Here is a 13957-nt window from a genome sequence, read left to right on the forward strand (position 1 = left end):
TGTGTTGGAACTGGAACCGCATGGCCCCCTGCCGCCGGAGATCTACCGGCGCCGCCGAGCTCTGGCGATCGGCGTTGCGGCTCTGGTCTTAGTGGTCGTCGTCGCGATCGTCGTGCTGGTGGTCAACAGTGGCGGATCGCCCGAGGCCAAGCCGACCGGCAACTCCGAACCGAACACCGCGCAGGGACCGTTGGCGGAGACGCCGACACCGGAGGTCAAGACGCCCGTCGTGCCGCCCGCCGACGCCAGCCCCGCGCCGACACCGACCCCGACCGCCGCTGTCGAACCTCCGCCGGTGCTCAAGGAGGGTGACGACTGCCCGGATTCCACGCTGGCGGTCAAGGGCATCACCAACGAGCCCCGCTACACCATCGGCGATCAGCCGAAGTTCACCATGGTCGTCACCAACATCGGTCTGGTCGCCTGCCAGCGTGACGTGGGCGCGGCGGTGCTGTCGGCCTATGTGTATTCGCTGGAGAACAAGCGGTTGTGGTCCAACCTGGACTGCGCACCGTCGAACGAGACCCTGGTCAAGACGTTCAACCCGGGTGAGCAGGTCACCACCGAGGTGACCTGGACCGGAATGGGTTCCGAACCGGAGTGCCCGCTGCCTCGTCAGCCGATCGGCCCCGGGACGTACAACCTCGTCGTGCAGTTGGGGAACCTGAGATCGGCCACAGTGCCGTTCATCCTCGCGGAGCCGTCGGCTGAGCCGCCGCCCGCCGAGGCCCCGGCCGACGCGCCCCCACCGGCACCGGGCGGCTAAGCGAGCCGGTCGGCGATCGTCGACTCGGCCAACTGCGACAGGCCCTCCCGAACGTGGCGGGCCCACATCGCGCCGATGCCCTCCACCGACTGCAGGTCGGTGGCGCTGGCCGCCAGCAGGCCCTGCAGTGATCCGAAGTTGCGGACCAGAAGGTCCACGTGGGCGAACTGCAGCCGTGGGATCTCGGCCATGGCTCGGTAACCGCGCGAACTGAGCGCCGAGTCCTGCGCCTCGACCGTCGGGGGATACCCGAACACGCGGGCCAGGGCCGTGAAGTCGAGCAGTTCGGTGTCCGACAACGTGTCGAGTTCTTCGAGCGTGCTGGCGATCTGCGCCTTGGAGGGCGGGTCGGGGTTGGCGTGGTAGTCGCGCACGATGAGTTCCCGGTTGGTGTCGTTGCCACCGAGCAGCTCCTCCAACTGCAGACGCAGCTGGCGGCCGTCCGTGCCGAGTTCCACGACGTCGCTGTCGATCTCGAGTCCGATGCGGCGGACCATCTCGAGCCGCTGGACCACCGTCATGACATCGCGCAGCGTCACGAAGTCCTCGATCTCGGCGGCCGACAGCTGTCGGCTCACCTCGTCGAGGCGGGCCTTGTAGCGCTCCAGCGTCGCGATGGCCTGGTTGGCCCGCGACAGGATGGTCGCCGAGTCGGCCACGACGTGTCGTTCGCCCGCGACGTACACCGTCACGATGCTCATCGAATGGCTGACCGAGATCACCGGGTAACCGGTCTGGATCGCGGTGCGCTCGGCGGAACGGTGCCGAGTGCCGGACTCGTCGGTGGGGATGGACGGGTCGGGGACCAGCTGCACGTTGGCCCGCACGATGCGATCACCCTCTGTGGACAGCACCACAGCACCGTCCATCTTCGACAGCTCGCGCAGTCTCGTCGGGGCGTAGCGGACGTCGAGGGAGAAACCACCGTCGCAGATCGCCTCGACGCTGTCGTCATACCCCAGCAGGATCAGGGCGCCCGTGCGGCCGCGCAGGATGCGCTCCAAGCCGTCGCGCAGCGGAGTGCCGGGCGCCAGACGTGCGACGGTCTCACGCAGCGTGGGACGCTGCGTGCTCGCGGTGTCGACTGGCCTCTTGGCGGGTGTCACGGTTAACCATTGTCCCCCGTGCCAGGACGCTTCGGGCGGCCGTCCACCACTTTGAGTTCAGGCCGTGCCGCGGGTTCGACCACCACGGGCTTTCGGCGCGGGTTGGTGGCGATGCTGAGCAGCTCCTGCAGCGCCGCCCCGATGGTGGCCACCTCGATCACCCGCATGCCGGGCGGCGTCGCCTTCACACCGGCCGGCACCAGCGCCGTGGTGAACCCAAGCCGAGCGGCCTCGGTCAACCGCCGGTCGATGCCCGTGACCCGGCGCAGGTCGCCGGCCAGACCCACCTCACCGATCACCACGGCCGACGACGGCAGGCACAGGTCCGCGAACGCCGACGCGATCGCGAGCGCGACCGCCAGGTCGGACGACGGGTCCGTCAGCCGCATGCCGCCCACGGTCGACAGATAGATGTCGCGTTCCCCGAGGCGGACCCCCGCCCGGTTCTCCAGGACGGCCGCGGTCATGGCGGCGCGGGACTGGTCCAGGCCGCTGACCGTCCGTCGCGGCGACGTGACATTGGACAGCCCCACCAGCGCCTGGATCTCGCCGATCAGCGGACGCTTGCCGTCGAGGGTGACCGTGACCGCGGTGCCCGAGACGGGCTCGGGGCGCTGGTCCATGAACAGTCCGGACGGGTCGGCCACGCATTCGATGCCGTTCTCGGCGAGCATGAAGCAGCCGACCTCGTCCGCGGCGCCGAACCGGTTCTTGACCCCGCGCACCATCCGCAGCGCGCTGCTTCGGTCGCCCTCGAAGTGCAGCACGACATCCACGAGGTGCTCGAGCGATCGCGGGCCGGCGATCGCGCCGTCCTTGGTGACGTGCCCGACCAGGACCATCGCCACCGCGGGTCTGCTCGCGGACTTCGCGTAGCTGGTCAGGGCCGTCGTGATGGCCCGAACCTGGGTGACGCCACCGGTGACGCCGTCGCTGTCGGCGCTCGACAGGGTCTGCACCGAGTCCACGATCACCAGGGTGGGTTTGACCGACTCCAGATGCGCCAGAACCGCGTCGAGATCGGATTCGGCGACCAGGTACACCTCCTCGTGCGTGCACCCCGTGCGCTCGGCACGCATTCGGATCTGGCCCGCCGACTCCTCGCCGGACACGTAGAGGGCGCGGCGGCCCGTCTCGGCCCAGCGATGGGCCACCTCCAGCAGCAGCGTGGACTTCCCTACGCCGGGTTCACCGGCCAGCAGCGTGACCGACCCGGGCACGATGCCGCCGCCGAGGACGCGGTCGAGCTCACTGACTCCCGTGGCGTAGTGCCGGGTCTGATCGGGCTCGATCGAACTGATGGACACCGCGGCCGACGACGGCGCGATGGCGCGGTGCGCGCGGCCACCCATCGACGACAGCACCGCGGCCTGCTCCACGGTTCCCCAGGTGCCGCACTCAGGGCAGCGACCGACCCATTTCGCCGTGACGTGCTCGCACTCGGTGCAGCGATACTGCGTCCGAGCCTTGGTTCCTGACCTGCCCACGCGGTGACGGTATCGGCCGGGTGTGACAGAACTGGTCAGGCTCGCGGGTCAGTGCAGCGGGGCTTCCTGACGAGGGGCGTTGCCCGCCGAGATCGGCACTGCGACGGTGTGCTCGCCGGCCTTCTCGAACTCGAAGGTGAAGTCGTAGGTCAGCCCGTTGCGGATCGGCTTGCTCAGCGCCACGGTGGCCTTCGCGACGTCGGCCTCCTCGATCTTGGTCAGCTCCTGCACACCGTCGGGGGTGCCGATGACCAGGACGCCGTTGGCAGGCAGTTCCTTCTCGCCCGTCACGGTCACCTCGCCGATGTCGGTGGTGATCCCGACGAGTCGATCGGCGCGGTCGGGGGACAGGTTGGCCGCGGTGAAGATCAGGTCCACGTCCTGACCGGGCTCCAGCGCGTCACCCTTCTCGACGGCCTGGATGTGGATGTTGCGCAGCGCGATGTTGTCGAACGTCGCCAGGGTGCCGTTGACGGCGGGCTCCTGGGTGGCGACCTGGGACACCTGCCCCGCGCCGCAGCCGACCACGGCCGACGCGATGAGCAGCGCACAGGCGGCGACTCCGGTGCGCTTCCGGTTGCGCACGGTGAATGCCCGGCGGGCATCGAAAGAGATCACGGAAAGCCTCCTGCTCGCGAACGCCACAAGTTCGACTATGCAGAGTAGTAGGTGGTTCGGCGGCGCGGTAGCCGAGGTCCGTCCGAGCCCTGCGCAACCGCCCCAGGTGTGGTCTGGCGCACGCCTGGTGGGCCGCAGCCGCAGCCGAAATCACCCTTGATGGAACAGCTTCCAGCACTGGTGTGCGCCCGCTCACATTGCACGGAATCGTCGCGGTGTCAACCCCCTGCATTCACCCGCACTGCCCCTGACCTGCATCGTTGATCCGCGCCGGTTCGGGCACCGTGGTACCCTGGGGTGGTGAAAGGGGCTCGAAACTGATGATTTTTAAGGTCGGAGACACCGTCGTCTATCCACACCACGGTGCTGCGTTGATCGAGGCGATCGAAACCCGGACCATCAAGGGCGAGCAGAAGGAATATCTCGTCTTGAAGGTTGCCCAGGGCGATCTCACTGTTCGAGTTCCCGCTGAGAACGCTGAGTATGTCGGTGTCCGCGACGTCGTGGGGCAGGAGGGTCTGGACAAGGTGTTCCAGGTCCTGCGTGCACCGCACACCGAGGAGCCGACGAACTGGTCGCGCCGGTACAAGGCGAATCTCGAGAAGCTCGCTTCTGGGGACGTGAACAAGGTGGCCGAGGTCGTCCGCGACCTGTGGCGCAGGGACCAGGAGCGTGGTCTGTCGGCGGGCGAGAAGCGGATGCTGGCCAAGGCGCGGCAGATTCTGGTCGGAGAGCTGGCTCTCGCGGAGAACACCGACGACGCCAAGGCTGAGACCATCCTGGACGAGGTTCTGGCTGCTGCCTCCTAGCGTTCACGCAGATGGGGCGCACAATCGCCATCGTTCCCGCCGCGGGTTCGGGTCAACGGCTCGGGGCCGGTATCCCGAAGGCGTTCGCCAAGCTGGCGGGTAAGCCACTTGTCGAGCTCGCGCTCGACGGGCTCGCGGCCTCCGGCGTCGTCGACGGCGCCGTCGTCGCGGTGCCCGCCGAGCGCACCGATGAGGCCAAGTTGATTCTGGGCGGTTCGAAGCTGCCGGTGACTGTGGTCGCCGGCGGCGACGACCGCACCGAATCGGTCCGTAATGCGCTGGCCGCCGCCGAGGATGCGGACTTCGTCCTGATCCATGACGCGGCGAGACCGCTCACCCCGCCCGCCCTGATCGCGCGCGTCGTCGAGACACTGCGCGCCGGTCACAGTGCGGTGGTACCAGTGCTTCCGCTGGTGGACACCGTCAAGGCAGTCGACGCCAACGGCGTGGTCCTCGGCACCCCGGAACGGGACGGACTGCGCGCCGTCCAGACCCCGCAGGGTTTCGCGACCGAGACGTTGATCCGGGCCTACGCACGGGCGGGTGCGGCGGCGTTCACCGACGACGCGTCAATCGTTGAGAACATCGGCGGCCAGGTGCAGACCGTCGAGGGGGACCCGTTGGCATTCAAAATCACCACGCCGCTGGATCTGCGGCTCGCACAGGCAGTGCTGGCCGGTGACTGAGCTGCCCAGGGTCGGCCTGGGCACAGACGTGCATCCGATCGAACCGGGCCGGCCGTGTCACCTGCTGGGTCTGCTGTTCCCCGACGCCGACGGATGCGCGGGTCACTCGGACGGCGATGTCGCCGTGCATGCCCTGTGCGATGCGCTTCTGTCGGCCGCTGGGCTCGGAGACATCGGTGGCGTGTTCGGGGTCGGGGATCCGCGCTGGGCCGGAGTGACGGGGGCCGCGATGCTCACGCACGTCCGCGGACTGCTCGAGGAGAACGGCTTCCGGGTCGGCAATGCCGCGGTGCAGGTCATCGGCAACCGGCCCAAGGTGGGGCCGCGAAGAATCGAGGCGCAGGAGACCCTGTCGGGCCTGTTGGGCGCCCCGGTGTCGGTGTCCGCGACCACCACAGACGGTCTCGGATTGACCGGCCGCGGCGAGGGCCTGGCGGCCGTGGCGACGGCCTTGGTGGTCACCGATGCCGATTCTGGCCGCTCAGGGCGGTAAGCTGGCCCGTCGTGACCGATCGCGTGGGCCATCTCGGAGGCCTGAGACTGCATGACACCATGACTGGTGCCGTGCGTGACTTCGTCCCGGTTCGAGCAGGTCACGCCTCCATCTATCTCTGTGGCGCCACGGTGCAGGGTCTGCCGCACATCGGCCACGTCCGCAGCGGCGTCGCCTTCGACGTGCTGCGTCGCTGGCTGGTCGCCAAGGGCTACGACGTCGCGTTCATCCGCAACGTCACCGATATCGACGACAAGATCCTGAACAAGGCCGCCGCGGCGGGCCGGCCGTGGTGGGAGTGGGCCGCGACCCATGAGCGTGCCTTCACCGCCGCCTACGACGCCCTCGGGGTGCTTCCCCCGTCGGCGGAGCCCCGCGCGACCGGGCACATCACGCAGATCGTCGAGTTGATCGAGCGACTCATCGAGGGCGGACACGCCTACGCCGGCGGCGGCGACGTCTACTTCGACGTGCTGAGCTATCCGGAGTACGGCGCACTGTCCGGGCACCGCATCGACGATGTGCACCAGGGTGAGGGTGTGGCCACCGGCAAACGGGACCAGCGTGACTTCACCCTCTGGAAGGGCGCCAAGCCGGGCGAACCCTCCTGGCCCACACCGTGGGGTCGGGGTCGGCCGGGCTGGCACTCCGAATGTGTCGCGATGGCTCACGAGTACCTTGGCGGAACATTCGACATCCACTGCGGCGGAATGGATCTCGTCTTTCCGCATCACGAGAACGAGATAGCCCAGGCCAAAGCCGCGGGTGACGGGTTCGCGCAGTTCTGGCTGCACAACGGCTGGGTCACCATGGGTGGCGAGAAGATGAGCAAGTCGCTGGGCAACGTGCTGGCGATTCCCGCTGTGCTGCAACGGGTTCGGGCTGCAGAACTGCGGTACTACCTGGGCAGCGCGCACTACCGATCCATGCTGGAGTTCTCCGAGACGGCCCTTCAGGATGCGGTGAAGGCCTACACCGGCATCGAAGACTTCCTGCACCGAGTGCGCACCCGCGTCGGCGGGGTCGTACCCGGCGAAGTCACCGAGAAGTTCGCCGCGGCACTCGATGACGACCTGTCGGTTCCGATCGCACTCGCCGAGGTGCACAGCGTCCGTGCCGACGGCAACCGCGCCCTCGACGCCGGAGACCATGCCGGGGCCATGGCCCACGCATCGTCGATCCGCGCGATGATGGGCATCCTGGGCTGCGATCCGCTCGACGAGCGGTGGGAGTCCCGAGACGAGACCTCGGCCGCCCTGGCCGCCGTCGACCATCTGGTGCGGTGGGCGCTGGACGCTCGCACCGAGGCGCGGGCCAACCGGGACTGGGCGCAGGCGGACCAGATCCGCGACCGCCTCAAAGAGGCCGGGATAGACGTGACCGACACCGCCGACGGTCCACAGTGGTCACTGCTGGACGGAGATGCCAAGTAATGGCTGGAAACTCACAGCGTCGCGGAGCCGTTCGCAAGCCGGGCACCAAGAAGGGCCCGACCGTGGGCTCCGGTGGAAACCGGCGCCGCGGAGTCGAGGGCAGGGGTGCGACACCACCGGCCCACATGCGGCCCAACCACCCCGCGGCCAAGCGCGCCAACAAGGCCGCCCGGCAGCAGCAGGGGCGGCCGAAGAAGACCGACGACACCGAGATCGTGCTGGGCCGCAACCCCGTCGTCGAGTGCCTGCGCGCGGGTGTCCCCGCAACCGCGCTGTACGTGGCCTTGGGCACCGAGAACGACGAGCGGCTGACGGAGGCGGTGACCCGGGCGGCCGACGCAGGCATCCCAATCCTCGAGGTCGCCCGCGTCGACCTCGACCGGATGAGCACCAACGGCCTGCATCAGGGCATCGCCCTGCAGGTGCCTCCGTACAACTACGCCCATCCCGACGATCTGCTGCGGGCCGCCGCCGACGACCACGAACCCGCACTGGTGGTGGCGCTGGACAACATCTCGGACCCGCGCAACCTGGGGGCGATCGTGCGGTCGGTCGCGGCCTTCGGCGGGCACGGGGTGCTCATCCCGCAGCGCCGGTCGGCCTCGGTGACCGCGGTGGCGTGGCGGACCAGCGCGGGCGCCGCGGCCCGGATTCCGGTCGCCCGCGCGACGAACCTCAACCGTTCGCTCAAGGACTGGGCGGACTCCGGGGTGCAGGTCGTGGGTCTCGACGCCGAGGGGGACACCACCCTCGACGATCTGGACGGTCTCGGCCCAGTGGTCGTCGTGGTCGGCTCGGAGGGCAAGGGCCTGTCGCGGCTGGTCCGGCAGAACTGCGACGCGATCGTGTCGATCCCGATGGCGGGCCAGACCGAGTCCCTGAACGCGTCGGTGGCCGCGGGCGTGGTGCTCGCCGAGATCGCGCGCCAGCGTCGCCGCCGCTGATCCTCCTCACACGCCGAACAGGCGCGTCCCCGCCCACAGCGCGACGACGGCCAGGACCAGCGTCACCGGCACGGTGACCACGCCCAGCGCACTGAATTCCGTTGCGCTGGTTCGTATTCCCCTACTCTGCAGCACACGTCGCCACAACAGGTTGGCCAGTGATCCGACATAGGTCAGGTTCGGGCCGATGTTGACGCCGATGAGCACCGCCAGGATGGCCGCCGGCCCGTTCGCGGCGACCAGGGGCAGCAGAACCAGGACCGCCGGCAGGTTGTTGACCAGGTTGGCCAACACCGCGGCGGCGGCCGCAATCCCGAGCAGGGCGAGCAGGCTCGTGCCATCGGGGATCAGCCGGCCCAACCACGTCGCCAAACCGGCGTCCATCACTGCCTGGACCACGATGCCCAGCGCCAGCACGAAGACCAGGAACGGCATGTGCACCGATCGCACCAGGCCCGCGACGGTGCTGCGCCTGCGGGCCAGGCTGTGCACGGTCAGCACGGCCGCGCCCGCGAGCGCCGCCCACACCGGGTCCACGCCGATCAGCGACGTTGCGGCGAAGCCCGCCAGGGTCAGCCCGAGCACCACCAGGACGAACGTGGGCAGTTGCGGGACGTCTGCGGGCGCGACGACGGGAACGGGTGCGAGCTCACGCGCGAAGAAGCGCCGGAACACGACGTACTCCGCGGCGATGGCGACCAGCCACGGCGCGGCCATCAGCAGCGTGAAGTCGGTGAACGACAACCCGGCGGCGGCGACGGCGGAGAAGGCCAGCAGATTGGTCAGGTTGGACACCGGAAGCAGCAGAGATGCCGTGTTCGACAGATGCGCGGTCGCGAAGGCATGCGGGCGAACCGGCGCGTCCAGTGTGCGGGCGGTGACGAGCACGACCGGTGTCAGCAGCACGATCGTGGCGTCCAGCGACAGCACGGCCGTGGTCGCCGAGGCGAGGACGAACACCTGGCCGAGCAGCGTGGCCGGCCGGCCCGCGCTCGCACGCGCCATCATCGCGCCGAACGCCCGGAACAGGCCCTCGTCGTCGCACAGTTTGGCCAGCAGCAGGACCGCGGCCAGGAAGGCGACGACGGGGAACAGTCGCCGAACCTCGGCCGCCGCGGCGTCGAGCGACAGCGCCCCGACGGCGACCAGAACTGCCGCCGCGGGCACCGCGATCGCGGTTTCCGGCCAGCCCTCGGGACGGGCGATCGCGAAGATCAGCACCAGGGCCAGCAGCGCGAGCGACAGGATCAGCGTGAAGGTCAACTCCACGGATCCTCGCGTCGCCACACCGTCGGAAGGTGCAGCGCCACACCGTCGTGGGCCGCGAGGTCGCGCAGTACACGCAGCGTGAAGTCCAGGTCGTCGGCGGCATACGGCAGCGCCCGCAGTGGCGCCGACAGGGGGCGGAAGAAGTCGTCCCAGTGGATGCCGATGACGGTCCTCGCGCCCACCGCGCGCACGGTCTCCGCCCAGTACCGCCGCAGATAGTCGGTTGACTGCAGTCCGAGCTGGCCGAGGCCGAGGTAAGCCACCTCGGCCCGGTGCCCCTCCAGCGCACCGGCCACGAACCCCGCGCTGCCCTGCACCAGGCACCGTCGCCCGGACGGGGCATGCGTGATCAGGGTGGACCAGGCCTCCCCGCAGCGGTACGCCCCGACCTTGACCGGTGGCCGCACGGGGGAGGAGATGACGCCCGGGTAGCGGTCGGGTGGGCAGTGGTGCGATTCGATCAGGGTCACCTCGAAGGCGCCGAAGGTCATCGGTTCACCCGGGGTCGTGACGACGATCCGGGCATCCGGCAGGCCGTGGCCACGCCCGACGTTGGCCGTCGACTCGCCGCCGACGAGCACCGCACCCGTGCGCTCGGCGACCAGTGCGGAGTCCAGCACGTGGTCGTAGTGGCTGTGCACGGGGAGGACCGCGTCCAGGCGTGGCGTGGACAGCCGAGCCAGGCATCCGTCGACGCGGGGCGTAGACGGCGCGATCCGGCGCAGTCCGACGCGGGCCAGCGACGGACGGGAGAAGAACCCGTCGGTCAGCACGGCCGAGTCTCCGTCGTCGAAGAGCAGGGACGACACGCCCAGCCAGGTGACCGCGAGCGCCGAGCCGGGGACGGCGGCGGGCACCGTGAACATGTCGGCGTAGCGCGTCAGGGCTGGCCGGCCGGGTTTGAGGCGCATCAGGTGACGATAATCGCGGGCACCCGGGTCACGCGAAGGCTCGCAACGTGACGCCGTCGGCCAGGAGACGATCGCGCACAGCCTGCGCGATCTGCACGGCGCCCGGTGAATCGCCGTGCACGCAGATCGATTCGGTTTCGACCGCGACGTCGGTGCCGTCAACGGCCCGCACTCTGCCGGTGGCGACCATCGTGGCGACCCGTTCGGCGATCTCGGATGGATCGTGCAGCACGGCGCCGGGCTCGCGCCGGGAGACCAGTTGCCCGTCGGAGCGGTAGGCGCGGTCGGCGAACACTTCGGCCACGGTCCGCAGGCCCAGGCGCCTGCACTCGTCCAAGAACGCCGACCCGGGCAGGCCCAGCACCGGCAGGGCCGGGTCCACCGCATGCACCGCCTCCGCGACCGCACGTGCCTGGGCGCGGTGAGTCACGATCGTGTTGTACAGCGCCCCATGGGGTTTGACGTAGGTGACACTCGAGCCCGCGACGCGGGCCAGTGCCTGCAGTGCGCCGATCTGGTAGATCACCTCGGCGGTGAGTTCTGTGGGTTCGACGTCGATGAACCGACGGCCGAACCCGCCCAGGTCGCGGTAGCTGACCTGGGCGCCGATCCGGATGCCCCGGGTCGCGGCGGCGGCGCAGGTTCGGGCCAACTCGGCGGGATCGCCGGCATGGAAGCCGCAGGCGATGTTCGCGCTCGTGACGACGTCGAGCATGGCCTCGTCGTCACCGAGGCGCCACACGCCGAAGCCCTCACCGAGGTCGGCGTTCAGATCGACGGTGCGCATGGTCCAAGCCTATTGCGCGCGCCCGGCGGGGCCGATTGGCCGCGCTTGTTGAAAACGGTTATCGTTATCGGGTGAATGCGCTGCGCCCCCTGACGTTCCTGGCCGCTGCCTCCGCCTTGGCGGTCGGGCTGACCTCCTGCTCTGGCGAGGGTCCCGCCACGGAGACCGCGGATTCCGCAGCCTGCCCCACGACCCCGGTCAACGTCGTGGTGAGCGTCGATCAGTGGGGCGGCATCGTGTCCCAACTCGGCGGTGACTGCGCCCGCGTCACGACCGTCGTCGCGAGTTCCTCGGTGGATCCGCACGACTACGAACCCTCGCCCGCCGACGCGGCGAAGTTCGGCGACGCTCAACTCGTCGTGCTCAACGGCGGGCACTACGACGAGTGGGCCGAGAAGCTCGCGCAGACATCCGCACCGACCGCTGCGGTCGTCGACATCGTCGAGGCCGACCACGCACGCAACCCCCACGCCTGGTACGATCCCGCCGCCGTCGTCGAGGCGGCTGACACGATCACCGCCAAGCTCACCGAACTCGCACCCGACGCACGCGACCACTTCGCCGCTCGCCGGGCCGACTTCGCCGAGGCCCTGCAGCCGTACGAGGCCGCCATCGCCGCGATCAAGGCCGGAGCGCAGGGGCGCGGATACGCCGCCACCGAGGGTGTGTTCGACCCGATGGCGCAGGCGCTGGGACTGCAGAACCGCACCCCCGCGGGCTACCAGGCCGCCGCGACCAACCACGCCGATCCCGCGCCCGCCGACCTCGATGCGTTCCTGACGCTCCTGTCGGACAAGGGGGTCGACGTGCTGATCTTCAACACCCAGACCGAGGGCGCGGTGCCCGCCAAACTGCGCGCAGCCGCTGAGGCGGCGGGAATCCCGGTGGTGAACGTGACCGAAACGGTGGCGCCCGGGTCGGATTCGTTCGAGGCTTGGCAGGTGAACCAACTCACCGCGTTGGCCGAGGCTCTCGGTGTCTCCGTCTGAAGCCGATCCCGAGGTCGCTCCGGCGTTGGCGTTCGACGACGTCAGCGTCGTCCGCGGGGGCCGGCTGATCTGGTCGGAGGGCACCTTCGAGGTGCCGGCCGGCGGCATCACGGCCGTCATCGGATCCAACGGATCGGGCAAGACCACACTGCTCAAGGTCGTGCTGGGCCTGACGCGGGTGGCCTCGGGCGAGGTCCGGGTCCTGGGCCGGGCGCCGGGTCAGGCCACCGATCTCATCGGCTATGTCCCGCAGAACTACGCCGCGGCCGCGGGCCACGCCATCCGGGCGACCGATGCGGTGATGCTCGGCCTGATCGGGAATCGATGGGGCTTCGCGTGGCCGAGGCCGGAGGAGCGGCACCGCGTCATGGAGACGCTGGCCGCCGTCGGCGCGGGCGATTTCGCCCGACGCAGACTCTCGGAACTGTCCGGTGGTCAGCGCCAACGGGTGGCGATCGCCGAGGCGCTGGTCAGCAGGCCCCGCCTGCTGATCCTCGACGAGCCCCTGACGGCCCTGGATCTGCGGCACCAGCGGGAGATCGTCACCCTGCTCGGCCGCATCCGCGACGAGTTCGGCGTGACGATCCTGGTGGTGGCGCACGACCTCAATCCGCTGCTCGGCGTCCTCGACAGTGCCATCTACCTGCTCGACGGTCATGCGCACTTCGCGCTGATGAACGAGGTCGTCGACGGTGAGCTGCTCAGCCACCTGTACGGAACCTCGATCCAGGTCGTCCACACCCCGCAGGGCGACCTGTACATGCGGAGCGTGTGATGACCACTGAACTGATCGCGCTGGGCTACCAACACAACTGGTTGCAGATCCTGACCTCGGGCTTCATGCGCAACGCCCTGATCGGCGGCACGCTGGTCGCGCTGGCGGCGGGACTGATCGGCTACTTCATCGTCGTGCGCAACACCGCGTTCGCCGCACACGCGCTGGCGCACATCGGATTTCCGGGTGCCACAGGAGCGGTCCTGGTGGGCGTCCCGGTGACGCTGGGACTCGCGGTGTTCTGCATCGGCGGTGCGCTCGTGATCGGTGCGCTCGGCAAGAAGGCCGACGATCGTGAGATCGCCACCGGCACCGTGCTGGCCGCGGCCACCGGCCTCGGGCTGTTCTTCAGTTCACTGGCCACCAAGAGCACCAGCACCGTGACCAACGTGCTGTTCGGCAATCTGCTGGCCGTCACGCACGCCCAGCTGGTCACCTTCGCGGTGCTGGTGCTGGTGCTCGCGGTCTCCATCACCGCACTGTTCCGCCCGCTGCTGTTCTCCTCCGTCAACGCCGACGTCGCGGAGGCGAAAGGCGTGCCGGTGCGGGCACTGTCGGTGGTGTTCATGGCCCTGCTGGGTCTGGCGGTCACGATGGCGGTCCAGGCGGTCGGCACACTTCTGCTGTTCGCTCTTGTGGTGACACCCGCGGCGACCGCGATCATGCTGACCGCTCGCCCGATCGCGGCGATGGTGACGTCAACCGTGCTGTCACTGGTGGCGGTCTGGGGCGGTCTGGTCGCCTCCGCAATCCTCAACCTCCCGCCGAGTTTCGCGATCGTCACCCTGGTCTGCGCGGTCTGGCTGATCGTGTGGGCGGTGAATCAGCGCGCGGGTGCGGTGCCGAAGACGGATGGCCGCGCCCGGATGAACTAGCCTCACAGA

15 protein-coding genes are annotated in these 13957 nt (G+C 69.4%); 9 read left to right on the forward strand and 6 right to left on the reverse strand.

Going from position 1 to position 13957, the window contains the following annotated elements:
- The first annotated feature begins 1 nt into the window (after window position 1).
- Window positions 2-766, forward strand: coding sequence for a hypothetical protein (locus A5727_RS16865; protein WP_082949849.1), 765 nt, complete (start codon window positions 2-4; stop codon window positions 764-766).
- Here A5727_RS16865 and disA read toward each other — a convergent pair.
- From disA to A5727_RS16880, 3 genes are read right to left on the reverse strand one after another with little or no spacing between them, the layout of a single operon-like run.
- The gene (gene disA / locus A5727_RS16870; protein ID WP_068251821.1) at window positions 763-1872 is read right to left on the reverse strand and encodes a DNA integrity scanning diadenylate cyclase DisA; all 1110 of its coding nucleotides are present in this window, start codon (window positions 1870-1872) and stop codon (window positions 763-765) included. The two genes, A5727_RS16865 and disA, sit on opposite strands and share 4 nt — an antisense overlap.
- Window positions 1873-1874: 2 nt before the next feature.
- Window positions 1875-3359, reverse strand: coding sequence for a DNA repair protein RadA (radA, locus tag A5727_RS16875; RefSeq protein ID WP_082949850.1), 1485 nt, complete (start codon window positions 3357-3359; stop codon window positions 1875-1877).
- A 48-nt stretch (window positions 3360-3407) separates the two neighbouring features.
- A complete protein-coding gene (locus A5727_RS16880) occupies window positions 3408-3974 on the reverse strand; it encodes a copper chaperone PCu(A)C domain-containing protein (RefSeq protein ID WP_502687690.1) in 567 nt (188 codons plus the stop codon).
- 323 nt (window positions 3975-4297) lie between these two features.
- Between A5727_RS16880 and carD the strand changes: the two genes are divergently transcribed.
- From carD to rlmB, 5 genes are read left to right on the forward strand one after another with little or no spacing between them, the layout of a single operon-like run.
- On the forward strand, window positions 4298-4786 hold the full coding sequence (carD, locus tag A5727_RS16885) for an RNA polymerase-binding transcription factor CarD (protein ID WP_003921720.1): 489 nt from the start codon (window positions 4298-4300) through the stop codon (window positions 4784-4786).
- A gap of 11 nt (window positions 4787-4797) precedes the next feature.
- Window positions 4798-5472, forward strand: coding sequence for a 2-C-methyl-D-erythritol 4-phosphate cytidylyltransferase (ispD, locus tag A5727_RS16890; protein ID WP_068251824.1), 675 nt, complete (start codon window positions 4798-4800; stop codon window positions 5470-5472).
- Window positions 5465-5965 carry a 2-C-methyl-D-erythritol 2,4-cyclodiphosphate synthase gene (ispF, locus tag A5727_RS16895; protein WP_068251828.1) on the forward strand — a complete coding sequence of 167 codons (501 nt, stop codon included), beginning with the start codon at window positions 5465-5467 and terminating at the stop codon, window positions 5963-5965. Before ispD ends, ispF begins: the two co-directional genes overlap by 8 nt.
- Before the next feature lie 23 nt (window positions 5966-5988).
- Entirely contained in the window at window positions 5989-7398 is a 1410-nt protein-coding gene (gene cysS, locus A5727_RS16900) for a cysteine--tRNA ligase (protein ID WP_286150163.1), read from the forward strand.
- Window positions 7398-8342 carry a 23S rRNA (guanosine(2251)-2'-O)-methyltransferase RlmB gene (gene rlmB / locus A5727_RS16905; RefSeq protein WP_068251835.1) on the forward strand — a complete coding sequence of 315 codons (945 nt, stop codon included), beginning with the start codon at window positions 7398-7400 and terminating at the stop codon, window positions 8340-8342. Before cysS ends, rlmB begins: the two co-directional genes overlap by 1 nt.
- Before the next feature lie 6 nt (window positions 8343-8348).
- Here rlmB and A5727_RS16910 read toward each other — a convergent pair whose 3' ends face one another.
- From A5727_RS16910 to A5727_RS16920, 3 genes are read right to left on the reverse strand one after another with little or no spacing between them, the layout of a single operon-like run.
- Window positions 8349-9593, reverse strand: coding sequence for an SLC13 family permease (locus A5727_RS16910; protein WP_068252206.1), 1245 nt, complete (start codon window positions 9591-9593; stop codon window positions 8349-8351).
- An 8-nt stretch (window positions 9594-9601) separates the two neighbouring features.
- Entirely contained in the window at window positions 9602-10522 is a 921-nt protein-coding gene (locus A5727_RS16915) for an MBL fold metallo-hydrolase (protein WP_068251837.1), read from the reverse strand.
- A 28-nt stretch (window positions 10523-10550) separates the two neighbouring features.
- Window positions 10551-11309: a LamB/YcsF family protein gene (locus tag A5727_RS16920; RefSeq protein ID WP_068251845.1), complete on the reverse strand. Its 759-nt coding sequence runs from the start codon at window positions 11307-11309 to the stop codon at window positions 10551-10553.
- 71 nt (window positions 11310-11380) lie between these two features.
- Here A5727_RS16920 and A5727_RS16925 point away from each other — a divergent pair, with 71 nt between their 5' ends.
- From A5727_RS16925 to A5727_RS16935, 3 genes are read left to right on the forward strand one after another with little or no spacing between them, the layout of a single operon-like run.
- The gene (locus A5727_RS16925; RefSeq protein ID WP_502687689.1) at window positions 11381-12298 is read left to right on the forward strand and encodes a metal ABC transporter solute-binding protein, Zn/Mn family; all 918 of its coding nucleotides are present in this window, start codon (window positions 11381-11383) and stop codon (window positions 12296-12298) included.
- On the forward strand, window positions 12285-13073 hold the full coding sequence (locus A5727_RS16930) for a metal ABC transporter ATP-binding protein (protein ID WP_068251849.1): 789 nt from the start codon (window positions 12285-12287) through the stop codon (window positions 13071-13073). The genes A5727_RS16925 and A5727_RS16930 overlap by 14 nt, the downstream gene beginning before the upstream one ends.
- Window positions 13073-13948, forward strand: coding sequence for a metal ABC transporter permease (locus tag A5727_RS16935; protein ID WP_068251854.1), 876 nt, complete (start codon window positions 13073-13075; stop codon window positions 13946-13948). Before A5727_RS16930 ends, A5727_RS16935 begins: the two co-directional genes overlap by 1 nt.
- Window positions 13949-13957: the final 9 nt, after the last annotated feature.

This window comes from Mycobacterium sp. ACS4331, assembly GCF_001667265.1.
Taxonomy (GTDB): domain Bacteria; phylum Actinomycetota; class Actinomycetes; order Mycobacteriales; family Mycobacteriaceae; genus Mycobacterium.

Coding starts and splice junctions, on each gene's coding strand:
- carD (WP_003921720.1), top strand. CDS start 4,298: ATGATTTTTAAGGTCGGAGACACCGTCGTCTATCCACACCACGGTGCT.
- ispD (WP_068251824.1), top strand. CDS start 4,798: ATGGGGCGCACAATCGCCATCGTTCCCGCCGCGGGTTCGGGTCAACGG.
- rlmB (WP_068251835.1), top strand. CDS start 7,398: ATGGCTGGAAACTCACAGCGTCGCGGAGCCGTTCGCAAGCCGGGCACC.
- A5727_RS16915 (WP_068251837.1), bottom strand. CDS start 10,522: ATGCGCCTCAAACCCGGCCGGCCAGCCCTGACGCGCTACGCCGACATG.
- A5727_RS16920 (WP_068251845.1), bottom strand. CDS start 11,309: ATGCGCACCGTCGATCTGAACGCCGACCTCGGTGAGGGCTTCGGCGTG.
- A5727_RS16935 (WP_068251854.1), top strand. CDS start 13,073: ATGACCACTGAACTGATCGCGCTGGGCTACCAACACAACTGGTTGCAG.